General features: G+C 53.2%; 23 protein-coding genes. 12 read left to right on the top strand and 11 right to left on the bottom strand.

Annotation, left to right across the window (positions count from 1 at the left end; all coding sequences use genetic code 11):
• Window positions 1-23 precede the first annotated feature (23 nt).
• The 5 genes from IMCC3135_RS20015 to IMCC3135_RS20035 form a co-directional block, all read right to left on the bottom strand.
• Window positions 24-1,106 (bottom strand): ABC transporter ATP-binding protein, encoded by a 1,083-nt coding sequence (locus IMCC3135_RS20015; protein ID WP_088919218.1) that lies wholly within the window; start codon window positions 1,104-1,106, stop codon window positions 24-26.
• 62 nt (window positions 1,107-1,168) lie between these two features.
• Window positions 1,169-2,026, bottom strand: a complete 858-nt coding sequence (locus IMCC3135_RS20020; protein WP_205737628.1) for a carbohydrate ABC transporter permease — start codon at window positions 2,024-2,026, stop codon at window positions 1,169-1,171.
• The gene (locus tag IMCC3135_RS20025) at window positions 2,023-2,871 is read right to left on the bottom strand and encodes a carbohydrate ABC transporter permease (protein WP_088919219.1); all 849 of its coding nucleotides are present in this window, start codon (window positions 2,869-2,871) and stop codon (window positions 2,023-2,025) included. The genes IMCC3135_RS20020 and IMCC3135_RS20025 overlap by 4 nt, the downstream gene beginning before the upstream one ends.
• Window positions 2,872-2,983: 112 nt before the next feature.
• On the bottom strand, window positions 2,984-4,252 hold the full coding sequence (locus IMCC3135_RS20030; RefSeq protein WP_088921962.1) for an ABC transporter substrate-binding protein: 1,269 nt from the start codon (window positions 4,250-4,252) through the stop codon (window positions 2,984-2,986).
• Window positions 4,253-4,263: 11 nt separating this feature from the next.
• On the bottom strand, window positions 4,264-5,337 hold the full coding sequence (locus IMCC3135_RS20035) for a substrate-binding domain-containing protein (protein WP_088919220.1): 1,074 nt from the start codon (window positions 5,335-5,337) through the stop codon (window positions 4,264-4,266).
• 490 nt (window positions 5,338-5,827) lie between these two features.
• On the opposite strand from IMCC3135_RS20035, the gene IMCC3135_RS20040 reads away from it, so the two are divergent.
• A complete protein-coding gene (locus IMCC3135_RS20040; RefSeq protein WP_088919221.1) occupies window positions 5,828-6,292 on the top strand; it encodes a DUF3461 family protein in 465 nt (154 codons plus the stop codon).
• Window positions 6,293-6,315: 23 nt separating this feature from the next.
• Here IMCC3135_RS20040 and IMCC3135_RS20045 read toward each other — a convergent pair whose 3' ends face one another.
• The gene (locus IMCC3135_RS20045; RefSeq protein WP_088919222.1) at window positions 6,316-7,023 is read right to left on the bottom strand and encodes a LysR family transcriptional regulator; all 708 of its coding nucleotides are present in this window, start codon (window positions 7,021-7,023) and stop codon (window positions 6,316-6,318) included.
• A 988-nt stretch (window positions 7,024-8,011) separates the two neighbouring features.
• Between IMCC3135_RS20045 and istA the strand changes: the two genes are divergently transcribed.
• From istA to IMCC3135_RS20070, 5 genes are all read left to right on the top strand, one after another.
• Entirely contained in the window at window positions 8,012-9,553 is a 1,542-nt protein-coding gene (istA, locus tag IMCC3135_RS20050; RefSeq protein ID WP_088917075.1) for an IS21 family transposase, read from the top strand.
• Entirely contained in the window at window positions 9,534-10,325 is a 792-nt protein-coding gene (gene istB / locus IMCC3135_RS20055) for an IS21-like element helper ATPase IstB (protein ID WP_088917074.1), read from the top strand. The genes istA and istB overlap by 20 nt, the downstream gene beginning before the upstream one ends.
• Complete coding sequence (locus IMCC3135_RS20060) at window positions 10,322-10,831, top strand: hypothetical protein (protein WP_088917073.1); 510 nt, start codon at window positions 10,322-10,324, stop codon at window positions 10,829-10,831. Before istB ends, IMCC3135_RS20060 begins: the two co-directional genes overlap by 4 nt.
• A 92-nt stretch (window positions 10,832-10,923) precedes the next feature.
• Entirely contained in the window at window positions 10,924-11,478 is a 555-nt protein-coding gene (locus IMCC3135_RS20065; protein WP_205737629.1) for a nuclear transport factor 2 family protein, read from the top strand.
• A gap of 32 nt (window positions 11,479-11,510) precedes the next feature.
• Window positions 11,511-12,386, top strand: a complete 876-nt coding sequence (locus IMCC3135_RS20070) for a nuclear transport factor 2 family protein (protein ID WP_088919223.1) — start codon at window positions 11,511-11,513, stop codon at window positions 12,384-12,386.
• A 22-nt stretch (window positions 12,387-12,408) separates the two neighbouring features.
• Here the strand turns inward: IMCC3135_RS20070 and IMCC3135_RS20075 are convergent, their stop codons facing one another.
• Window positions 12,409-13,647 carry an RNA-guided endonuclease InsQ/TnpB family protein gene (locus IMCC3135_RS20075; RefSeq protein ID WP_088919224.1) on the bottom strand — a complete coding sequence of 413 codons (1,239 nt, stop codon included), beginning with the start codon at window positions 13,645-13,647 and terminating at the stop codon, window positions 12,409-12,411.
• 231 nt (window positions 13,648-13,878) lie between these two features.
• Window positions 13,879-15,249: a group II intron reverse transcriptase/maturase gene (ltrA, locus tag IMCC3135_RS20080; RefSeq protein ID WP_088919225.1), complete on the bottom strand. Its 1,371-nt coding sequence runs from the start codon at window positions 15,247-15,249 to the stop codon at window positions 13,879-13,881.
• A 555-nt stretch (window positions 15,250-15,804) separates the two neighbouring features.
• On the opposite strand from ltrA, the gene IMCC3135_RS20090 reads away from it, so the two are divergent.
• Window positions 15,805-16,137: a hypothetical protein gene (locus tag IMCC3135_RS20090; RefSeq protein WP_088919226.1), complete on the top strand. Its 333-nt coding sequence runs from the start codon at window positions 15,805-15,807 to the stop codon at window positions 16,135-16,137.
• A gap of 409 nt (window positions 16,138-16,546) precedes the next feature.
• Here the strand turns inward: IMCC3135_RS20090 and IMCC3135_RS20095 are convergent, their stop codons facing one another.
• Both IMCC3135_RS20095 and IMCC3135_RS20100 read right to left on the bottom strand, forming a co-directional pair.
• Entirely contained in the window at window positions 16,547-17,557 is a 1,011-nt protein-coding gene (locus IMCC3135_RS20095) for a Gfo/Idh/MocA family protein (protein ID WP_088919227.1), read from the bottom strand.
• Window positions 17,554-18,639, bottom strand: coding sequence for an isocitrate/isopropylmalate dehydrogenase family protein (locus IMCC3135_RS20100; protein ID WP_088919228.1), 1,086 nt, complete (start codon window positions 18,637-18,639; stop codon window positions 17,554-17,556). The genes IMCC3135_RS20095 and IMCC3135_RS20100 overlap by 4 nt, the downstream gene beginning before the upstream one ends.
• 208 nt (window positions 18,640-18,847) lie before the next feature.
• Between IMCC3135_RS20100 and IMCC3135_RS20105 the strand changes: the two genes are divergently transcribed.
• The 5 genes from IMCC3135_RS20105 to IMCC3135_RS20125 all read left to right on the top strand — a co-directional run bounded on the left by IMCC3135_RS20105 (window position 18,848) and on the right by IMCC3135_RS20125 (window position 23,295).
• Window positions 18,848-19,855: a Bug family tripartite tricarboxylate transporter substrate binding protein gene (locus IMCC3135_RS20105; protein WP_088919229.1), complete on the top strand. Its 1,008-nt coding sequence runs from the start codon at window positions 18,848-18,850 to the stop codon at window positions 19,853-19,855.
• Between the two features lie 81 nt (window positions 19,856-19,936).
• The gene (locus IMCC3135_RS20110) at window positions 19,937-20,695 is read left to right on the top strand and encodes a hypothetical protein (RefSeq protein ID WP_205737630.1); all 759 of its coding nucleotides are present in this window, start codon (window positions 19,937-19,939) and stop codon (window positions 20,693-20,695) included.
• Entirely contained in the window at window positions 20,695-22,206 is a 1,512-nt protein-coding gene (locus IMCC3135_RS20115; protein WP_088919230.1) for a tripartite tricarboxylate transporter permease, read from the top strand. The genes IMCC3135_RS20110 and IMCC3135_RS20115 overlap by 1 nt, the downstream gene beginning before the upstream one ends.
• Window position 22,207: 1 nt before the next feature.
• The gene (locus IMCC3135_RS20120) at window positions 22,208-22,501 is read left to right on the top strand and encodes a putative quinol monooxygenase (RefSeq protein ID WP_088919231.1); all 294 of its coding nucleotides are present in this window, start codon (window positions 22,208-22,210) and stop codon (window positions 22,499-22,501) included.
• Entirely contained in the window at window positions 22,498-23,295 is a 798-nt protein-coding gene (locus IMCC3135_RS20125; RefSeq protein WP_088919232.1) for an N-acyl homoserine lactonase family protein, read from the top strand. Before IMCC3135_RS20120 ends, IMCC3135_RS20125 begins: the two co-directional genes overlap by 4 nt.
• 32 nt (window positions 23,296-23,327) lie before the next feature.
• Here IMCC3135_RS20125 and IMCC3135_RS20130 read toward each other — a convergent pair whose 3' ends face one another.
• Window positions 23,328-24,374 (bottom strand): RNA-guided endonuclease InsQ/TnpB family protein, encoded by a 1,047-nt coding sequence (locus IMCC3135_RS20130; RefSeq protein ID WP_236994623.1) that lies wholly within the window; start codon window positions 24,372-24,374, stop codon window positions 23,328-23,330.
• Between the last annotated feature and the right edge of the window lie 70 nt (window positions 24,375-24,444).

A 24,444-nucleotide genomic window follows, 5' to 3' on the forward strand; every position in this document is an offset into this window, starting at 1 on the left:
TATGTTGAAAGACGACGCCGCTGTCAGACTGACGCAATGGCAAGTTCGCTGCCTGGATCAAACCAGCGAACACGATCACTAACCGGTGACCATTGCAGTTCATCGCCCGACTTGATCGGATCGTCACTGTCCAGAACCACACGCAACATCTGATCATCGATCTTGCAACTGGCCAGCAAGTGGGAGCCTAAGGGTTCAAGTATGCGCACTGTGGCCGAGAACACCGGCTGCTGCTCTGTCGATGCGTTAACGGAACCTGTCGGATGCACTCTGATGTCTTCCGGACGAATCCCGAAACGCAGCTTTGCTTGACCTCCGGCAGGGCCAGAAACCCGTACTCCACCTACATTCCAGAAACCATCACCTGCGGGCGTAGCATCCAGAAAATTCATCGGTGGGTTACCAATAAAGGATCCGACAAAGTGAGCAGCCGGGTTTCTGTACACTTCAACAGCGGAGGCTGCCTGCACGATTTCACCCTTGTTCATGATGGCAATACGATCGGCCATACTCATGGCTTCAACCTGATCATGCGTCACATAAATGGTGGTCGTCTTGCTCTCTGCCAATACCGTTTTCAGCTCCGCACGCATCTCCATGCGCAGCAAGGCATCCAGGTTCGACAGCGGCTCATCCATCAACAGCACTTCAGGCTCGGTCGCCAGCGCACGAGCCACCGCGACACGTTGTCGCTGTCCGCCACTGAGCTGACCTGAATAACGCTGTAGCAACGCTTCTATATGCATCAATTCGGCGGTGCGATTGACCCGCTTGTCCACTTCGGGCTGAGGCAGCTTGGCCATGCGCAAACCAAAGGCGATATTTTCATAAACCGTCAAATGGGGAAATACCGCGTAGTTCTGGAACACCATGGCGATGCCACGATCACGAGGTGGTAACTGATCCACCCGTCTGTCACCGATCCACACCTCACCAGAGGTGGCGGTCTCCAGTCCTGCCACAATTCTTAAAAGGGTCGTCTTGCCGCACCCTGAGGCTCCTAGCAGCACAAGGAATTCCTGATCAGCAATGGTCAGGTCGATGGAGTGCAAGGCATGAGTTGACCCGTACTGCTTGGCCACTTGCTTGATTTTGATTTCTGCCACGATTACACCTGCAAATGAGTTGAGTGATGAGAGTTGATGCCTGCTATAACGAGAATGTCTCGCTAGCGATTGGCAATGCCCCACATGGAAAACAGATACTTCCTCACCAGGAAGATGAATATGAGCGCTGGTAATACCAGAACGGCTCCGCCAGCAAACTTCAAGTGCAACGGCGCAAATGACAGACTTTGCAATAAAAAGGCGGGCAAGGTTCTGTTCTCGATGGTGAGCACCGCGGCTGCAAATACCTCATTCCATGAAATAACAAACGCAAAGATGGCTGAGGCGGCAATACCCGGCAGTACCAGCGGAAAGATGACTTTCTGGAACGCCTGCAGACGACTGCATCCCAGTGTCCAGGCAGCCTCCTCCAACTCAATGGGAATGCCTGAAAACAGCGAGTAGGTAATCAGCACAGCAAACGGCAGAGCCAGTGTGGTATGTACTAATGCAAGTCCGAGTATGGAATCGTCCAGACCAATACGGATGTACATGACCGCCAATGGCAGCGCCAGCAAGGGCAACGGGAACGCCCTGGTCATCAACACCAGTACACGAAATGTGCTTTTGCCGGTGAAGTCGAAACGCGACAGGGCATACCCTGCTGGCGCACCGGCCAGAATGGACAACACCATGGTGACGGTGGCGACTTTGACCGAGCTCCACAAGGCTTGACCCACGCCTGCAAAATTCAGGAAGAAGCTGACACTATCGGTGTTCAGATCAGGGAACAGACTCTTGGGAAACGCATTGACATCCTCCGGCGAGGACAGCGTGTTGACCGCCAGCAGATAGATGGGTACCAGCACCCACAGACACAACAACACGACGACGCCGGTAAAAATGTATTTGTGCAACGGACTTCGCCCATGCACTGGACCGTCGAACATCACTTTGGCCGGTTGGATTTGCTGACTCATACCCGTGCTCCCTTAGGCACTCGCAAGGCCCACATGATCAACAGAGTGAAGGCAATGGAAATTGCCAGGATAACCAGCGCATAGGCCGCTGCTACGTGAGCATCACGCAATTCATACTGCCATGTGAAGACTTCGCTCATCAGCACCGGCAGGTTGGTGCCTCCCAGAGCCACCACAACCGCAAACACTTCAAATGCCAGAATGACACGCAGAATCATGGCCGTCTGCAAGCTTGGCTTGAGCATGGGCAAGGTGACTCGCGTGAAACGCTGCCAGCGGCTGGCACCGAAGACCTCGGCGGCTTCCGCATATTCTTTCGGTATCAGTCCCATCCCGGCAACCAGTATGACCAGTACGATGGAGGTGGCCCGCCATATTTCAGCCAGCACTATCGCCAGGAAAATAATGCCCTTGTTCTCATAGCCCAGAAAGCCTACCGGCTGTTCGACGACGCCCAGAGTGTGCAGAAAACTGTTGAGAAAACCGGATTGCTCAAAGATTGCCAGCCAGATCAGACCGGCGGCCAGATCTGAAATACCCAGTGGGATTGTCCAGATATAAAGGACTGCATCCCGACCTCGTTTCATGCCATTGACCAGCGTTGCCATGTAAATGGCCAATGCCATCTGGAACGGTACGACGGCCAGAGCCAACAACAGGGTATTGATCAGAGCGGTGTTGAATTTCCAGTGAGAGGCCATCTCCTGAAAGAAACTGGAGGTGAATTCACCGGTATCAGTAGTAAAGGCCTGCCACGCAACCAGCGTGAACGGATAGATGAAGAATATGCACAGAAACAATGTGGCTGGTAACAGCAACATATAGGGAAGGCTTTTCGAATACATGGGATACCTTTTCGAGAAAAACCGGAAGATGACGATATTGTCAATTCACCCGCCCGGCTTATGGCCGGACGGGCTACAGATTTACTACTTCACAAAGTTACAAACGCTAGAACTAGTCGACCGGACAAGCACCTTCGGAAGGCGCATCAGGAGCCCAGCAAGGAGCACCAGCTTCCTCCATGATCTTGCGCAGGCTGTCGGCCTGATCATCAAGTACTTCTCTGACATCCTGGCCCGCCAGGACGATGCGTTCGAAAGCGTCCACATAGACGGCGTTGAATTTTCCACCCAGATCGCCCAGACCTACCGGCAAAAGTCCCGGGTTGGCATCAGCAGAACCGGACATGGCAGCTACGGCAGCACCGGCCGCTTTCACAGAGGCAGGCATATCATCAGGCAGCTCGACGTCAACCACTGGGAAGAAGTTGGTCGCACGCAGCGTTTCTATCTGTACTTCAGGCTGGCTCATGTAGCTGATCAGATTTTTGGCAGCTTCCATGTCAGGCGCAGAGTTTGGTACAGCCATACCAACAACCACCGGCATGAAGCCACGACCCGTAGGACCTGCAGGCGCAGGGAAAGCGATGAAATCATCAGGACGCTGGTTAAAGGCGTCAGCCAGGCGCGCAGTATGATCAAACACGACCCAGACTTCATCGGTCAGCAGTTGTTCCTGCATGAAGGAGAAGTTGGTGGAACTGCGATTGGTGTAGCTCCACAGTTCCTTGAACTTGTTCCAGGCCAGTTCAGCTTCGGCGGAACGAAATTTCGTGACCATGGAATTGGTGTAGGACGGATACATATAGCCCTGGAAAAAACGGTGCTTCAGACCCTTGGGACCTGCCGGAAAACCGAACTTGGGAGAGCCTGTTTCTTCCGCCATCGTCTTGGACCAGGCAATCAGCTGGTCGTAGCTCAGTGCATTGATGTCCGCACCTTCAGGCAAGAATTCCAGCGCCTTCTTGTTGGCCGCCATGATGTAGGTAGCCTGCATCCAGGGTATGTACTTCTGTTCATCGGTACCCAGCTTGCCCAGTTCCAGAAACGTCTTGTTCATGCTTGACGTGTCCAGCTCGGACAAGTCAACAAGACCATCGCTCAATTCGATCAGATCACCATGCAGTGATCCCAGAACACCGATCTTGCCTTCTCCAGCCTGCAATTCCGCCTGGATACGAGTCAGCCAGGGGCCACCCTCGCTGGGCGCAAAGTCAGCGCCACCTTCAAAATCAGCCAGAACCTTTTCACGCATGATCTGCTGCTCCTCCGGCGGATTGGCCTGTGTCGACCAGAACAGCACTTCAGCGTTCGCTGCGCCCATGGCTGCCGCGGACAAGCCGGTGGCCAATGTCAGCGACAAGAGAGTTTTTACTGGTTTCATATTCATTTTCTCTAGTGGTTGGTGATTGAAGAAACAACAGGTGCAGGTGCGGGCGCAGGCCCATGACTACCGCGCTTGATCAGTATTGGTTCGATCATGGTTTGGGTGATGCCTGTCTGGCCATCCAGGATGTTTGCCAGCAGTGCGGCCATCTGGCGGGCTGTATCCTGAGTCGACTGGTCAAACGTGGTGAGCCCGGGCTTGGCATAAGCAGACTCGGGAATATTGTCATAGCCGATAACGCTCAGCTCGTCGGGAACACTGATTCCCATTTGCGCGGCACGCTCCAGAACACACAGACCCATCTCGTCAGTGAGCGCCAGAATGACCGTGGGGCGATGCCGGTCATTGAGTAACTGGTTGACCGAGAATTCACGCGCATCGATGTCGAACTGAGGAACACGCTGAATAACGACACTGACGTCCGGATCATTCTGCTCGGCAATCGCCTCTTGCAATCCCTCCTCACGATGACTGCGAAAGCTCATGGCTTCAGTGATGGATAGAAGACCAAAACGGCGATGGCCCAGTGAATACAACCATTTGAACATATCCGAAAATGCCTTCTTTCCATCGGTATCGATCCAGCTGTGCTCCGCACTGTTCTCCAGCGTTCTGCCATGAGTCACGAAAGGAAAGCCTCGTTTGATCAGGTAGTCAACGCGCTCATCGTGCTCGGCGATACGGTTCAGAACAATGCCATCTGCCCTGCCCGACTCCACCACGTGCCGCAAGACACCCAGATCGGTCTGGTTGGAGGCGACCGTGGACAGAAACAGGTCGCGCCCACACTCAACCAGGCCTTCACTCAGTCCGGTAATGTACTCGCCCAAAAACGGATCAATACGAGCCCGGTCACGCAACGGGAAGATCAGACAGACAAAATTGGTGCGGCCGGTGACCAGCGATCTGGCTGCCGAATTAGGCGAATATCCGGCACGCGCAGCCGCATCAAGCACGCGTTGGCGTGTGGCTGGCGCCACATCCGAAAAACCACCCAGAGCACGAGACACGGTCGTCACGGACAGATTCAGCTCTGTCGCGATACCCTTCAATGTGCCTTTACTGTCCTGTACCGCTGCCATATAACTCCGTCGAGGTCAATGAAACTGCCATCCGAAACGTTTCGGATACACAGTATCACAACGTTTGTTCCTGTAAAGCATTTATTATTAGAACTGCCCTGGAATTTCGCTAAACGACCGTTCAGGCGTTCAAAACCACTCTAACAATGAACAATGTTGCATAACACTCAGACTCTGCCATCGTGAAATGAATCACACATTCACCCGATGAGTACCTGTCACGATAATCGCGATTTCCAGGCGTCTTGCAAACCTGAACAGCATGGTCAGTCAGGAAGCAACTCCAAGCATCGGCTCTATAATGCAGCTCAGGCACAGCCGAGCAGGACTTCCTTGATTCGATAACAGCAAGAATTCGACAATCGTTTTTCGTATAGAAATGCCAGATTTCACAAATAGCCGTTTTTCGGGCTATATTGGCCACAGGCATGGGCGATGACTATGTCGTTCGAAATAATTCGTATCACCACACACTCAGGAGAAAATACCAATGGCTGGAAATCCGACTGATACAGACAAGCAATACCCCTCACTGACAGAAATGGGCATTGTCCGATTCAATGAAATCTCTCATTACAGTCTGCGCCAGAGTGGTCCTGACAAGGATGTATTGCGAATCATCTACAATCGCGCCAAAGGCTCCTTTCTACCGCATACCCGCAAATACAAATTTGGCCGCGCGCCAAAAACCGTGGTTGCTGATGGCGGCACAGCACGCATGGAACACACCTACGAAATTTCCCCGTTCCTGCTCAAGGCCGTGCACGAACTCGATGAACTGGTAAAGATCAATCAACACGATTCAAGCGCTTCATCTCACGAAGATCTGCAAACCGATCTCATGAATGAAATGAATGAATTGAAGCAACTGATCAACGAGTCAACCTCATCCGACAACAAGGCTGCCGTACTGGCAAAAATCGACAGTGTCAGCAAGCATATCGAAGCGCTCTAGCGTCACTGCCTGAGGAGGCACACTCAGTCGTCGAGAAAGAAATCGATCAGACGACGGGTCAATGCCTTCTCCGGATCAATATTTGGCCACACGGCGTAGACACCCATATCCGGCACGCCCCACTCGGGCAGAAGCTGGACAAGACTGCCCGAGGCGACCTCCTCTTCGATCTCGTCGAACGGGAGAAGCCGAAAGCCTAATCCCGCAAGGAGCGCGGATTTTGCCGAACCGATAGTGCCCACCTCGAGGCGAATATTCTCAGGCTTGAACGGAACAGACACGCCATCACACACGAAGGTATCCGTATTGGGCAGGCTTGACATCGCGATGTAGTCGCAAGCCGCAAGATCTTCGAACGTCTTCACCGCCGGGTACAAGCGGGCAAAACTCCAAAGCTTCTGACGCAATCGTGCTCGCCCACCCCAGGCCGGCATCGTGATGTGCAGTGTACCGACGGGGTCGTCGCCAACAGCCGTCAATGCATCGATGGCCTCCTCGCCTGCGGCGACCATCCGGCGGGCGGGCGACAGCGCGGTCTGACCCTCGGCGGTCAGGGACATCGAGTGCGTTGAGCGGAAGAACAGCGCCGTACCCATCTTCTGAGCCTCAAGCCGGGAAAGGTGATGACTGACAACCGACGTCGAGAGCTTCAAGCGACGCCCCGCTGCGCTAAGACTACCTGTGTCGGCAACAGCGACGAACACCGCTAGTCCGCGATAGCTATCGATCATCTTTCCAATCCTTCGAAATGTCTTTTAGCCAAATACTGGCTATTCGAGACGGGGCGCCAAGCCTATCCCTATCGTCAGAGCTGTCTACCAGAGAACACTATGAAACGCAGAACTTGATCAAGACTTCAGTGGGCGCCGCACTGGCATTGACCCTTGGACAACACGCAGGAGCACAGGAATTGGACGATCAGACACAGGTGTATACGACGCTCAATACCCGCGCATAGTTGCCGGGGAGCTAGTGCATTATAAAACAACCCTGCTCATCACTTCTGTTCAGGGTTCCAGGTTAGTTTGTTACCGATCCTCTGATTCGCGTGACACAGACTCAATCAACTGATAGGAAGGAATGGCCGTGTAGAAAGACGCGACGCCAGTCCTGATTTGACGGTCCGATCTGACGCCGCATCCCCAACCGTGTTTTCACACAGCCAAGTGAAGTATCGCACTTCATTAGGTTTCAATCCAGAGCTACCCGGCAGGGATTGCCGATGGACGACCTGGACACTGCACGGCGCTACCACTGCGCTCGTTGCCACCAACCGGTCATTATCTGCCGCCACTGTGATCGAGGCAATATCTACTGCTTCGATGGATGCGCCCAGGCTGCAAATAAAGAACGCTGCAAACGAAACGCAAAACGCTACCGACGCAGTCCTAAAGGCAGGCGTAGCACTGCCGCCCGTCAACGTCGTAACCGGTTGCGTAAAGCAATGCTTGAATCGGATCTCGAGTCGAGCAAACAACCCCCGCTCACGCTAAAGCCACCTGACTCAGAACCGAGTGCAACACCCTGCGATTCACCCATAGTAACGCACCGGGGTTCCGTCGAGGAGTCCGGCAGTGCTCCACTGATATCCAGGCCAACACAGTCTCGTTTTGTTTACTGCAACGGGTGTCAACGTGCCTGCAATGAGGCTATGAGAATCGATTTCCTGCGAACAACACGACATCACTCTCGACATCGGAATTACAAAGGGACACCACCATGACGATTCATGCTGAGTTGCATAGCCAGATTCTACGGCTTCACTTTGTCGAGCACTGGGGTGTCAATACCATCGCCCGCCAGCTGCATATTCATCACAGCGTGGTTGAACGTGTACTGAGCCAGGTTGGTGTGCCACAATCTGAGCGAACCGAGTCACGATCGATACGCGATCCCTACAACGACTTCATCGTAGCCACGCTGGACAAGTTCCCCGATCTGACCGCTACTCGCCTATATGTGATGGCATGTAATCGCGGGTATAACGGGTGTTCCAGTCACTTTCGTGCTCGCGTGGCGGAGCTGCGTCCCCGGAAAAATCCGGAGGCCTTCCAGCGTCTCAAGACTTTTCCAGGAGAACAAATGCAATGTGACTGGGGCTCATTCGGTCATCTGCAAATCGGCCGGGCCAAGCGTCCGTTGATGGCCTTTGTGATGGTGCTTTCCTGGAGCCGCATGATCTTCGTACGCTTCTATCTTAACGCACGCATGGAGAGTTTTCTGCGGGGACATGTTGCTGCCTTCGAGCATCTCGGCGTTGCTCGAGTTGTATTGTACGACAACCTGAAATCGGCTGTCATTCAACGCCACGGTGATGCGATCACATTCAATCCCGAACTGCTAAAACTCTCGGCACACTATCGTTTCGAACCGCGCCCCTGCGCACCGTACAGGGGGAATGAGAAGGGCCGAGTTGAAAGAGGAGTTCGTTTTATACGCGAGAATTTCTTTGCGGCCCGTGACTTCCGTGATCTGGATGATCTGAATAGACAGGCCGACCAATGGTGCACTGAGCACAGTACCCAACGCCCTTGCCAGGCGGATACATCAATCACGGTCGGTGAAGCGTTTGAAAAGGAGAAGGAGCACCTGATTGCATTACCGGACAATCCGTATCCAGCCGATGATCGGGTCAGTGTGTCCATCGGAAAAACACCGTACGCACGCTACGATCTCAACGATTATAGCTTGCCACACACTCATGTGCGTCGCGTGCTGACAGTACTTGCCTCGATGGGCACGGTGCGAATCACTGATGGTGCCAAGGTGATTGCCAGCCATGTTCGCAGTTATGGTAAAGGCGAACAGATTGAAGATCCTGCGCATCTGCAGGCACTCGTTAACTACAAGCGTCGGGGGCGTGCACACCGCGGCCAGGATCGGCTTTCGCAGTCTGCACCGAGCAGTACTGCACTACTGACACAAGGCGCCAAGCGTGGCTACCGGCCTAGCCAGGTGGTTGCCCAGCTACTGAACCTGCTGGACAGCTACGGGGCACAGGAGCTTGAACACGCCATTGCAGAGGCATTGAGACAACAGGTTCCACATCCCAATGCTGTGCGCATTGTGCTTGAACGACGGCGTGATGAGCACAACCGTCCACCACCACTGATCGTACCCTTGCCAGCTAACGCACGCGCTAATCACATTGTCGTGCGCCCGGGCTCATTGGATTGCTATGACCAGTTGAGCGACAACGACAACGACAACGACAACGACAATAGCGTGCCGGGAGAGACAGATGACGACTCCATTAAATAGTGAATTACAACAACGCGCCCTGGCCTTGAAACTTCATGGCCTTCTAGCACATTGGGATGAACTCTCAAAGGATCAGATTGCCTGGATCCCCTCTTTGCTGCAGTGGGAAGAGGTAGAACGAACACAGCGCGGCCTTGAACGACGTCTAAGCAGCGCTCACATTGGGCGCTTCAAGCCACTGGCAGACTTCGACTGGCAATGGCCTGAACAATGCGACAAAGGCGCCATCTCGGAGCTGATGAATCTGGAGTTTATTCACGAGACAAGCAATATCATACTGATCGGTTCAAATGGCTTGGGCAAATCCACTGTGGCTCAAAACATCACGCATGAAGCGGTGATGCAAGGTCATACCGCGTTGTATGTCAATGCTGCCGAAATGCTTGGAGATCTGGCATCACAGGATGGTGATAACGCGTTGCGACGCCGGCTCAGATATTACGCTCACCCCTCATTGCTGGTCATTGATGAGTTGGGCTATCTGTCCTATGGCGATCGACATGCGGATCTTCTATTTGAGATCGTCAACCGTCGCTACGAGAAGAAGCCGATCATTGTTACTACCAACAAACCGTTTAGCGAATGGGCATCCATGTTCCCCAACAACGGCAGTGTGGTCTCCATTGTTGATCGACTGGTGCATCATTCAGAAATACTGGTGATCAAGGGTGAATCGTATCGAGTCCATGAGGCCAAAAAAAGAGCAGCTTCAAAGAAAGGGACCCGAGCCAAAGTGACAAGAACGCCCAAACCAAAAGGCAAAGACTCATGAACTCACGTTGTGTTGATGTGGCCTTCTACTGGACGCCAGAGGAAGCTGCCGCCATTGTTGATTATCTTGACCGTTTGCGCGATACGGTTTGGGAGCTCTACAGCGAGGACATCATAGAGTGCCGCACGCCGGAGCTTGATGAGCAATGTGATCCACGCCAGCGGCATCTTTGTTTTGACGATGAAATAGACCGAATGGCAGGGGATGATAAACAGGAATCGACCTCATGTAACCAGTCCGGTAGAACCTCACAAGAGCCGGGTGTGATGAACGACAAAACCAAACTATGGGACGCACTGCCATCAATCGACGCTCTGTCCTCACTGAGTGACGAGGATATCGGTGAAATGCATAATTTGCTCCGTGCGCTATTGCACGCCTGCGAAGAACTCTACAAGGATCCGATAAGGCGCATGGGCGAACAAAGACATCAAGAACTTCACCCCCCGTGGAAGCGTGGCCTGTCCCGATCGTCAATGCCCAACTGGGACGACGAGGACTTCTAACAAAGACATGCTTTTCTAGCATCTGGATCCTGCGGGGTCCAGTGTCAGGCAGTCTCATTTATTGAAAAACTCTCCGGCAAATAGCCGCGCTTTTGATCCAGCAAAGACAACAGGCAAGCCTGGACACCGTCATGGCTTTCATGGGCGCGATGGGGGCCGGTGAGATGGAAAAGATGATGTCACTGATGGCCGACAACATGGTCTGGCACAACGAGGGCGACAAGAGCATGCCATGGATCGGACCCTGGGAAGGCAAAGAGGCAATCCTGAAGTTCCTGCCCGTCTTCTGCGAGAATTTCCAGACGACTCAATGGGAAAACACTGATGCATTTGCCTCGGGTGACACTGTCGCAGTCTTTGGAAAAATGAACGGGATCACAACACATTCGGGCAAGGAAATCGGTGAATTCACATTCGCTCTGCGAGCCAAGGTTCGCGACGGTCAGGTCGTCCTCTGGCACTGGTTTGAAGACAGCTTCGCCGTTAGGGATTGTGAAATAATTAAGTATCAATTTTCAGGTGTTCCTGCGCCTGTCCGGCAAGGCGTGAGAAGGGCGAATAGCCGGCTATTCAACCGCCGAACAACGCAGCAGGGCAGGATGCAGGGACGACTGAAAATGATAGTTAATTGTTTCACGATCCCTTAGTCAGGCGTTTCACGGTTAAAGGAATTTCTCATATGCTTAATACACGAACCCTGCTCCCGATTGGCCTTGTCGCACTTGCGCTGGTTGGCTGCTCAGATGATGATGATAATTCCAGCAACACCACACTGGAACCGACACAGACAGAAAGAGCACTTGCCGTACTCGATAGCATCGCCTCTGGCGATATCACCGACTTTACCGCTTTCGTCAGTGCTGACAACTACACACAGCACAACCTTGGATTCCCGGATGGTAGAGCAACCCTGTCAGAGGCTATTGATTCCGGCGCACTGAGTGGCACCACTGTCGAGAATGTTAGAGTCTTTGAAGACAATGACATCGTATTCCTGCACTCCATCTACGGCGGAACCTGGAACGGTGGCGTACCACAGGTCGGCTTCGACGTATTCCGTTTCGAAGAGGGTCAGGTCGTTGAACACTGGGACAACCTGGCTAACGTTGAAGATGATGGTGACGATTCCACCCAGACAAATGGCACATTGACGATCGATACAACAGTCGATACAGAAAGCAGTCGAACACTCGTAGCGAACACGATGCAAGCACTGTTCATCAACGGCGAGTGGAGCACGGTCACCGACTACTTCGATGAGGAAAACTACCAGCAACACAGCGTTGGTGCAGGCACCGACTTCACCGGTATTTCACAAATTGCCGCCAGCATCCCTGAAGGCAGCCCTTTCTATTCCTCAATGGAATACCTGTACGCAGACCATGACTTCGTACTGACAATGTCAGAAGGCTTCCCCGATGCTGACACGGGATTGAGCGATGCCTATTACGACCTGTTCCGGGTTGCTGACGGCCAGATCGTCGAGCACTGGGACATCATCCAGAGCATTCCGGATGAAAGTACCTGGGCCAATTTGACATCCTCCCCTCCCTGAATAAAGGGGATTCCTACGGCGTTCAAGCACATGCCTGAATCACTTCGGTGGGTTCCTGCTTCACTGGGGCTGCCTCAATTGCATGTTCGTGCAATTCAGGTCTGACGTCCCCTCCACAGGCCATCACGGCGTGTCCCGCCGCTACGATATTCTTTGCCGCATTGACATCGGCATTCTCTGCATGCCCACAAGACACACAGCAGAAGCTCTCTTGAATTTTGCGGTTCTCTTGCGCTACATGGCCACAGCCTGAGCATTGCTGACTGGTGTACTGAGCCGGCACCACAATCAAATCACCACCCACCCATTTGAGCTTGTAGCTCAGCTGTCGACGGAATTCACCCCAGCCTTGATCGAGAATTGCTCGATTGAGACCCGATTTCGCCTTGACGCTTTTTCCTGGAGCTTGTCGGGTGCCAGAAGCCGAACGAGACATATTGCTGACCTTCAGGTCTTCGATACACACCACTGCGTGGTTTTGACTAATGAGGTGTGATTTCTGATGCAGGTAGTCTGCTCGGACATTGGCTATTCGAATATACAGGCGGGCGATTTTCGCTTTCTGTTTTTTCCAATTGCGGGAATACTTGCACTGACGAGCCAGGGCTCGCTGTGCGTGTGCCAATTGTCGTCGAAGTTGTGCAAAACTGTTCTTCGGCAAATGAATGACACCGTCGCTTTGTGCTGCAAAAACGGTGATGCCCAAGTCGAGACCAATCGCTGTTGTGGATGGGTGTAGAGGAGTCTCAACCTGTTGTGCAGTCTGGACAGAAAAAAACCACTTACCACCTCGCTCACTGACGGTGATATTGCGTAGCGTGCCGATGACATTACGGCTGTTTCGGTAGCGCATCCAGCCTAACTTAGGTAGAAAAATACGATTGTTGGCCTGATCAAGCTTGAACTGTTTGGGTTCTGGAAAGCGAAAGCTATTACCACGGCCTTTCTTTTTGTACTTAGGGAAAGCAGCGCGTTTGGCAAAGAAATTCTGATAGGCCCGATCAAGATCTTTGAGCGATTGCTGCAACGCTTGAGCAGGTGCTAGTTGAAGCCACAGCGTGTCTTTATCTTTACGCCAGATTGTCAGATTTTTGCACATCTGGGCATAGCTGATGTACTTGAGTTCGGCCTTATGGTTCTCTTGCTGAAGTGCCAATGCCTTGTTGTAGACGAACCGGGAACTACCTGCAAACTGCCACAGTTGGCGGGTTTGTTCACCATTGGGGCGTAGCTCGAATTTGAAGGCTTGTAGACGTTCCATGAACTGAATAATACACTGGACCGATAGAGAGTATGCCACAGACATCCATTGAATACTGTTTTTATAAACAGCTATCCGAGAATGTGTTATCACTATCGAATCAAGGAAATCTTTGAGCTGGACGAGAAAGAGGCTTCGCCTCTAGCGATCGGGATAGGGGCCGACCGAAGTCGGGCCCCTCCCACACCACCCGGCATGCGGGTCCGCACCGGGCGGTTCGAGAAGTTGAGGTCATGAGAGACGAGGTACACCGAGGCTATCGTAGTACTTTACCGATAGAATAAGGTGCAATCCCGAAAGGCTGTTGTGCCAACAACGTTTGCTAGAGCAAGCGATGAGCTTAGCCAACTCCTGCGAGGCACCGAGACGACGTAAAGCGTCATACGCCGTACGGCCGCGTCGCCAGTGCTTGAGCTGGATAGCCCGCAATCGGCGTCGTATCCAGCCATCCAGATCACGGAAGATTTTCGGCGTTTGTGCCAGATGAAAGTAAGCCTTCCATCCGGGAATGAAACTCCGAAGTTCTACCGCAACTTGGACAAGGCTGCGACCACCGACGCGACGTGTGATCTGCCGGATGCGCTGCTTGAACTTGACGATTGCCGAGGGCGATACCGCGATCTTGACCGTGTTCCCACTCCACCGCCGTAAGCAGTAGCCCAGAAATTTACGACCAAACACGGGCCCGACTGCAGTCTTTGCCTCGTTCACCCGAAGGTGCAGTTTTGCATACAGCTTCCGAAGAGAGCGCAGTACCCGTTCCCCCGCCCGTTGACTACGAACATACACATTGCAGTCATCGGCGTATCGGGCAAACTTGTGTCCGCGCCTCTCCAGAGCCTGATCCACTTCGTCCAACAGCACATTAGCCAGTAACGGTGAAAGAGGGGAGCCTTGTACGGTTCCCTCCAAGCGTTCCACCAATACGCCGTTGATCATGACGCCAGCTCGAAGAAATCGTCGAATCAACCGAAGAACGGCCTTATCGTCGATTCGCTTACTCAGCCGGTCCATGAGAACGTCGTGATTGACCCTGTCGAAAAATTTCTCAAGATCCAAATCAACCACCACCTGATAGCCTTGTTGCACACACTGCTGTGCATGGAGCACAGCGTCATGAGCACTTCGACCCGGGCGAAAGCCGTAGCTGAATTCCGAAAACGTCGGGTCAAGCAGGGGTTGCAGTACTTGCAACAGTGCCTGCTGGATCAGGCGATCAATGACGGTGGGTATCCCCAATTCCCTGGAGCCTCCACCCGGTTTCGGAATTTCCACGCGTCGCACGGCCGATGGCCGATAACTACCGCGCAGCAATTCATCCCGGATCACTGGCCACTGGGTTTGAAGATATTCAATCGTTTGAGTGATTGAAAGACCGTCTACGCCCGCACTACCTTTATTGGCTTTGACGCGTTTCCACGCCTCCACCATGTTCTCTCGCGAGAGCGCCTGCTCAAGCAGATTCTCCCGCCCCAAGCTTTCGGTTCGTTGAGGCACCGACACCGCTTCACCGCGTGCAGGAAACTTTCGGGCTTCACCCGTTCGTCTCTCACTGCGCCTCGATCTCCCGAGTTTCTGGTGCTTTGCTTTGTCGAGCGTCATCGTCTTCTAGCTCTCCTTCTCGTTTAGCCCTTCATCGCATGATGACGACTACTATGGCCTCTGCTGACTTCTCACTCCGACCAGACGATCGTCGCCCTTTCAGGCACAAGGTGAGATCTCCCCGGGTAAGACTGCAATCCTTCCCCACACAACCGCCGAATCTACATTATCTCCCTTTGACCACAAGAGCTTCGCGATGATAGGCCCGCTCGCCCTGGTTGATAACGCCTCAATATTCGGTTCTTGTTCATCGGCTCGTGGTTTCGCTAGACACTTCCTCCCCACGCTTGGTCGCCCTTGCGCAGTTGTGCTTCACTTCGGTCGCTATGGTCAGCTTCCGGGAGGACTTTCACCTCCAAGATTGCACCCATGCCGGGCGCACCTATCCATCCCCGCCCTGAAGGACGGGGCTTTCCGCGCGTTGAGGTAAATCAAGTTTGATAATCGTGTCAGGGCAGATGACGACTGCCTGTCGTCTGGCCTGACGCTGGTTTCAGAGCACTACTGACATTTTCCAATGCGAAAGCCTTTCCCATGTTGGGAGACTAAAACACTATGACACATAAATTCGCACTGGCAGCCACAGTTGCATTACTCGTAAGCTGCGCCACAACCGTTGCACAGGCACAAGAACTCTGTGCACCTGATATCGACTTCAAAAGCGCCGTGGGTCACGACCAGGCACCAAGCTCGCTTGCGACTCTGAACTCGGCATTTAAATCGGCTTCCAAAAACGATCAGAACGATCTGGTATTCGTCTATTCAAAAGTTACCAGTGATACTGGGGTGTCAGCCGTTGTTGACTTGTTTCGGGTACGAGACAATATTCTGGTAGAGCATTGGGATGTCGTGCAGCAAGTGCCTGCGGATGAAGAGATTTTCGCATAGCTCACTCCTTGAGTCATTATGAGATATTTTCTGAGCCTGCCTGTGGAAACTCAAACTCTCAATGCTTGCCTGCTCTCGGGTTGGCCCTTGAACCTCAATCGATCCGAAACCCGCCCTAAAGAAGGGGGCAATACAGGATTTGGAATCATGTTGTGTGTACATGACTCCGATTCCTATTTCGCCCCTCCATACTGTCGATTGCGAATGCGAGCCCCGTAAGCCCGGTCTCGCTGCACCCCGCCAACGCGGCCTCGCGAATTGGAGTCCGTGACATTTTCAGACGAACCGCAAGTTCGTTTTCGAGATGAATTACCCACCGGAAAGTTCACCGCTAAAGATCAGTTCCCACAACTCTTCAATAGCACGATGGCTGCTAGAGCGAGACTTTGCGGTGCCGCTTTCCATCGGTTTAGACTTTCAATTTTTGAGCCTTATCTGCTGACGCATAAATGGCCTCTTCAATACGGATAACCTGCAAATATTCTCGGGCTTCGTTCTCGAACTTTGTACCATCTAAAATCCCGCAAATCACATGCGATTGCAAGCTATGGACGCAATCGCCACCGAATCCTTCCCTCGTATTCGGACCCAGCAGGGTCTTCATTGTCATTGTCGAATATTTTCGCAGCTGTACTGCGCCATCGCCAGTCAGGGTCAGGGTGCCTTCGGTGCCCTCAATCAGGCCCTCACCCATGGTGCAGCGTGTATTCTCCGCAGCATGGTCAAGGTGACGGTTCCCATCAAATATGGCACGCGCCCCATGAGAGTGGTCAAACAGAATATACCCTGCATCTTCGCCCGCAATCACAGGGTTTATCTTGCGTAGATCGGCATACACTGCCTTGGGGTCACCCAACAAATACCGGAATGTATCGATGAAATGGACAGCCGTTTCGTGGACCAAAAACTTTTCCATCTGCTGAAAGTAAGGCTGGCGATCAAGGTATGCGCGTGGCCCTTGCCCGTCGCCTGGACGAAGCCTGAATGTAGCCTGCTGTACCGTGCCAATTGCACCGTCATCGATCGCAACTTTGATCGCGCGATACCACGGTTGAAATCGGAAGTTTTCGTGGACGATGATGCGTGCGCCAGCGGATTCGGCCAGCGCGGTCATGTCCTCAGCCTCTGCCAGATCGTTACAAAATGGTTTCTGGCAAATGATTGTCTTGACCCCCGCCGCCAGCGCTGTCCTGATCGTCTCGGCGTGGGCAACTGGCGGCAGGATGATGTCGAGCAGGTCGGGAGTGGTATCCGTCAACATCTGATCAAGATCGTCGTACGCAGGCAAACCTGTTGCTTGTGCCTTACTGATTTCACGATTGCAGGACCCCACCAACGTGACGCGATCCATGCGCGCCCAACTGCCGTAATGGAATTGGCTGAAATAGCCCGCACCGACGCATGCAACTCGGATATTCATACTGCTAGCTCCTTAATAATAGCCAAACCAATGGATGACGTTGATCCCGTTCCACCCAAATCAGGCGTCAGACCGTCACCGTGCGCGATCACATCTTCGACCGCTTTACGCAAACGCGTGCCGTCTTTCATCATGGCAGCATTGTTATGCTTGGTGCCCAGCCACTCCAGCATCATTGCACCAGACAGGATCATGGCCATCGGGTTCGCTTTACCCATTCCTGCAATATCAGGCGCGGACCCGTGGCATGGTTGGAACACCGCGTTGTCCAATCCAATATCGGCGGATGGCGCCACACCAAGTCCACCCATCAGACCGGCACCCAAGTCAGACAGAATGTCACCAAACATATTCTCGGTTACCAAGACATCAAAGTCCCACGGCTTTTGCACCATCCAAAGGGCAGTGGCATCTACATAGGCGTGATCGGCCACCAGGTCGGGGAAATCCTTGGCAATACCATCAAAAATTTCGCGAAAAAACGCGAACGCGCGAAACACGTTTGCTTTATCGACACAGGTCACCCGACCAGGACCGACCCCTTTAGACTTACGATCACCAGCCAGTTTAAAGGCAAATTTGAACAGTTTTTCTGAAATATCGCGGGTGATAAGAAGGGTCTCACGGGCTTCGTCCTGTGTGACCTCGCCGCTTCCTTGTGAATAAAACAGACCTTCGGTGCTTTCGCGAATCAAAACAAAATCCACCTCGCGCCCCTCGGGCATATTCAAAGGAGTGCGCTGGCCCGGGAAAATGCGCACCGGACGCACGCCCGCAAACAACGTCAGTGCTTTGCGAATCTCAATCTGTGGGGAAATTTCGGTGCCATCATCGTAGCGCACGCTTGGCAGACCCATCGCCGACAGCAGGATCGCGTCCGATTCGCGCGCAACATCCATTGACGCCTTGGGCAGCGATTCACCGGTTTTAGCATAATAGGCCGCACCCGCCGGACAATCGGTGAACGACAGTTCATAGGTGCTTTGGGCTGCAAGCTTGCCCAGAATATCAATGGTCGGTCGTGTGATTTCGGGGCCGATACCATCGCCATCAAACACTGCGATATCAAAGCTGTTTTTCATATGATCCCTCGTTTCGATTTGCCCGTTGGGGCTATATAAATTCTGTTATCGTCTTAATTTGACAATGCATAATTTAATGTATACATTAAACGAATGCGACAAGAGACGCTCTGTTGTCGTCTTGAGTTGACAGTGCATAATTTAACGTATACATTAAATAAATGCAACAAGATACGAACAGTGTTTTTAGCCTCAGGGAGAAAGTGAAATGAAGACGACTTTTGGAAAGATTGCAGCGGTAGCTACACTTGTAATGGGTGTAGGTAGTGCGTCAATGGCTCAGGAATATCCATACCGCGACATCACCACGGCCGTAGTTTGGAGCGCTGGTGGCGGCACCGACAGCATTAACCGTATGATCATGGCGGAGATGGAAAAGCACCTGCCCGTCAGCATCAACGTCGTTAACCAAACGGGCGGCGTTGCTGGGTCTAACGGCATGGTTTATGTTAAAAACCAGGCGGATGACGGTTACACATTAGTCGGTCTGTCGGAATCCAACGTAACGGCCGCCGTCCAGGGCGGCTGGGACCAACGCTTTGATTTCTGGTTCCCGTTCATCGTTGGTGGATCGCCTGACCTGATTTCCGTACCCGCAGAAAGCCCTTACACCACACTTCAAGAGCTCATTGATGCGGCCAAGGCGAAACCCGGCTCCATTCCGGCGGCAGCATCCGGCGCAGGCGGTATTCACCATCTGAACCTACTTGCGATCCAGAATGGTACGGACGCAACGTTTAACTTTATTCCGTACGGTGGGTCAGCCCCCGGTCAAGAAGCTGCCATTGCAGGCGAAGTTGCTTTGGTTGTGACCTCACTGGCCGAACAGGCCGCACTTATCGAAGGCGGCCTGCTGCGCCCCTTGGCTATGCTGACACCAGAAGAAGCCACAATTGGCGATATCACTATTCCATCTGCCTTTGATCTATATGACGGGTTGGACGAATATCTCCCGCTGAAGCAGGCGATTGGTTTTGCTGTCCACGATTCCGCGCCTGATAACGTCAAAGCGGCGTTGGTAGCAGCATTTGATCAAGCAATGGCGGGCGATACGGTTGCCGAGTGGGCCTTGGCCAACAACTACGATATCGGTGGGCAATCCGGCGCAGAGGCAACGGCCCTGTTCACCAATCTTGAAGAGACATTTGCATGCACCCTCCAGGAACTTGGTGCTACAGAGGTTGATCCTGCTTCGCTGGGCATCACGTGCGAATAACCCGCACCTGAACGAGCTAAAACAGGGCGCTCACGCTGCGCCCTGTTTTATGATTTTCAGCATCTGCCAATGGACAACCACGTGGATAACACAAACGACATCAACGACATCGCTGTACTACGCGCCCGCGACTTTTGGGCTGCATTGGTGCTGATCGCGGTTTCGGCGTTCTTTTTATGGCGCACCAGTTACATTCCGCTCTTTGGCGGCAACCGCGCCGGCGTTAGTGGCGCCAGCTGGTACAGCTCTGCCGCCATCGTGCCTTTGGGCGTTTTTAGCGCTCTTTTCATCCTTTCGATCTTCCTGCTCGTAACGGCGATCCGCGCTGGAGGCGCCAAAACAGCCCTCACGGCAGTTGGTATTGGCTGGAACCGGTTTGAAGCGATCCGTTTTGGCACCATCGGCATCATCATCGGTTTCTTCATCGTCGGTCTCGTGCCGCGCGTTGATTTCATTTTATGTAGCGGCCTTTTGATTACTGCCCTGATCTACGGGTTTCATACGGGCAATCCACGTCGGATGATAATGTCTGCAATTGCCATGTTTATCCCCGCTTTCTACGCCTTGGCGATGCACCTTCCGCAATCGGAATGGGCAGCCCCCCATGACGATGACTGGCTGACCCTTGTCGCCTGGATCATCCTAAGCGCTATAGCTTGGCGCGGCCCACGCGACGCAGTGGCCCGTGCAACCCCTATTATTGCAATGATGGCCCCCCTCTTTTTAGTTTGCGTCATGGCCTTCGGGTTTCGCCAAAATGTGCCGAACCGCAGTGGTCTGATCTTTAGCCAGATCGAATACCAGTATTACGTCAACATTCGCCCGATCTGGAGAAACTGATGGAATTTGTACTGACACAGCTGTCCGGTTTCGGGAGCGCATTTTTAAGCCTTTCCAGCGATCCGATCACCTACATCTATCTGATCAGTTCGGTGTTTCTGGGGATCGTTTTCGGCGCTCTTCCGGGGCTGACGGCAACCCTCGCTATTACGATCCTGACAGGATTTTTCGGCAACAAGATCCCGCTGGATTATTCCATGATCGCCCTCCTGGGCGCATATGTAGGCGCAATCTATGGCGGCTCATACCCTACAATTCTTCTAAATATCCCAGGCACAGCCGCCTCTGCAGCCACCGCGATGGACGGCTATCCGTTAGCTAAACAAGGTCGCGGCGGTGAGGCATTAGGTCTGACCACCACGGCGAGCCTCATTGGAACGCTTATCGGCACAGTCGCATTGCTGATCTTCGTCTGGGTGCTGCTTTTGGTGTCCAAGAACATCGCAAGCCCGGAAAAGGCATTACTGGCGCTGTTTGGCATTCTTTTGTCTGGCACTCTTATGTCCGAGGATCTGGTTATAAAAGGTTGGATCGCCGGGTTGATCGGCTTAGCCATGGCCATGGTCGGGCTTGACCCCCTTCTGTCGGAGCCACGCTACACCTTCGGTTGGTCCTACCTTTTATCGGGCTTCCAGGTCGTGCCCGTATTGATGGGCGCCTTCGCCGTACCTCAGATCATCGAAGGGTTGCGCACCATGGAAATCGGGAAAATGGTCCAGCTCGAAGGACGTATTTTGCCCAATCTGAAAACCATCCGTAAACACATGCCAACGATTGCCCGCTCCGGCATCATTGGAACCAGCGTTGGTGCCTTGCCTGGTGTGGGCGAAGATGTTGCTGGCTGGGTCAGCTACGGGGTCGGTAAATCCGTCAGCCCCGATGGCAAGAATTTTGGCAAAGGATCGATTGACGGCTTGCTCTGTTCAGAAACCGCGAACAACGCCTGCATCGGCGGCGCGCTGATTCCGCTGTTGGTGCTGGGCATTCCGGGGTCGCCGCCTGCCGCGGCCCTGATGGGCGCGTTCACCATCAACAACATTATTCCAGGTCCGACCATTGACCCCGACATCATATTGCGGGTCGTTGCGATCATGGTAATGGCATCGTTTACGATGGCGATTATGGGCCTGTTCACAGCGCGCATTTTTATCAAGATCTTGCGCATCCCCCAGACCGTTTTCCTGCCAATCGTCATGGTTCTGACCACCATTGGTTCGTTCAGCGTTGGGGGCGGCATCAACGATCTGTACCTGATGCTGGGTGTCGGATTTGTAGCGTACTTCATGAACATGCTGCGCTATCCGATTGCGCCACTGGTCATCGGTGTCATCTTGGGCGGGCTGTTTGACGAAACCTTCCGTCGTTCCTTACTAATTTCCGACGGCGATCTGGGTGTCTTTATTAGCCGCCCCGGCGCCGCCATTCTGCTGGTGATGATTATTGCACTTGTCTTGTCACAATTGCCGCTCGTTCGCCGCATCTTCGCGCGTTTGCGCAAAAAGGCCGTCTAAAATGCCATACGCTGTTGTTGTAACCTTCAAAATCAAAGCTGACGCGATGGAGGATTTCACCTCTCTTGTGCTAGTTAATGCACGCAAAAGTCTGCTCCATGAGGACGGGTGCCATCAATTTGATGTGGCGACTGATCCCGCTTATCCGAACGAGGTATTTCTTTACGAAATCTATTCGGATCGCGCTGGGTTTGACGCACATCTCGCGTCAGCGCATTTTAAAAGCTTCGACAATGCCGTGGCCGACTTGGTTGAGTCCAAAGACCTGCGAACTTACTCGCAGGTTGAGCAATGACACATTGGGAGGTTCACGCCGTCAAATATGCGGATCGCAATGCGCGTACTCGTGCCGACAGCTTCCTGTTTGATGACAACCACGACGCGCCGCACGCTATGGACTATTACATATGGGTCTTGCGTCGCGGGCCCGAAGTGATTGTCGTGGACACCGGGTATGACAAGGCGGAAGCAACGACGCGCAACCGCCCCATCCGGATGGAACCCGCTGAGGCATTGGCCCCTTTCGGTATCAAGCCCGAGGATGTGACAACCGTCATCGTCACACATTTGCATTATGATCACGCTGGTGGGCTGCACCTGTTTCCCAATGCCAAACTGCATATGCAAGCCGCCGAGATGGCCTATGCGACTGGCCCGTGCATGTGTCACGACACCCTTCGCATGCCGTTTACATCCGATCATGTCTGCGAAGCAGTCAAACGATTGTATTCTGGTCAGGTCGTGTTTCATGACGGGGATGCGCAAGTGGCGGATGGTGTCACGGTTCATTGCATCGGCGGTCATTCACGCGGCTTGCAATGTGTGCGGGTGCTAACCGACGCGGGCTGGCTGGTTCTGGCATCGGACGCAGCCCATTACTATGAAAACTTCATGGCGCAAAAGCCATTCCCGATTGTGGTTGATTTGCAAAATATGCTCGACGGATTTGCGACGCTAAAACGTCTGGCAAGCAGCCCTGAGCTGATTGTGCCCGGCCATGATCCACTGGTCCGCCAGCTGTTTCCTGTCGGGATCGCCCCCCACATCACTCGGCTGGATCAAGGCCCCATGAAAGAAATTCCACATTGACATCCTCCTCTCCCTGAAGAAGAGGATTCCCACTAAGGAGCGCAATGTCCTGCGCCGAGACGGAGAATATTTCGAGCCGCGTTAACGTCACGATCATGCTGAACACCACATTCAACACATTGCCAGTCTCTTACCGAAAGAGCTCTTATTCCCTGCGGTCCGCACAGGCTTCCGCATTCGGAGCACGCTCGCGTGGTATAGGCTTCATTGATTTCTCGGTAGACAATACCGGCCTGCTGGCTCTTGTAGTCGAGCATTGTCTTGAAGCTGGCCCAGCTTGCGTCAAGCACAGACTTGGCCATCGTGGTTTTTGTCAGCTTCGAGCTACTGACATCTCCCACGTAGATCTCGCCGCATCGATTGACCAGATGGCGGCTGAATTTATGCAGGGCATCTGCTCTGCGATTCCTGATTTTTGCGTGAATCGCCCGGGTGCGCCGCTTGCGTCTTGCCCGTTGGGCCTTGGCAAGCTTGCCCTCCAGGTGGCGATACCAACGTCCCTCCAGCACGGTGCCATCGCTGCAGGTGGCAACGGTTTTCAGACCAAGATCGATACCAATACTATCTTGCCCCTTGGGACACGTGCGATCAACCGAGACACAGATGCAAAAATACCATCGACCGCGAGCATCCTCAGTGAAACAACCTGCCCTGAACTTGTAATTGGCAAGACCGAAGCTGTCCCATACCTTGAAGTGAGAACCTGCAAAGAAGACCTGCCCGTGCTTCCAGTGAGCTGCCCGAGCCTTGAAGGGCACCCATCCCAACGAGCGTTTATCGCCAAAACTCTTGCGCCACCTCAGCTTGCGACGCTTTGCCGAGTAGCGTTTACTGGCGTAGTGTTCGGCCGTTTCCTGAATCGTACTGCTGCCAATGTGCTCGAACTGCTTCGACGCACCCACCGTGTAAGCAGAGAAGTCAAATCCGGACATCCACCGACCACGCTCCCGAATCATACGATCAGACAGCTCGTTGCAGTAGTTCCATACCTGATTGACTTCAGCCGCCATGCTGCGCAAAAGCGGCGCGTGGCGATCTTTTACCCTGACTTTGAGAACCTTGATGTATGTTGATTTCACAGCTCGATTGTATAACCGTTCCGCCCCCATTCACCCAGAAGGGTCAACAATCACTAGATATATATACAGC

The sequence above is a fragment of the Granulosicoccus antarcticus IMCC3135 genome (assembly GCF_002215215.1).
GTDB lineage: Bacteria > Pseudomonadota > Gammaproteobacteria > Granulosicoccales > Granulosicoccaceae > Granulosicoccus > Granulosicoccus antarcticus.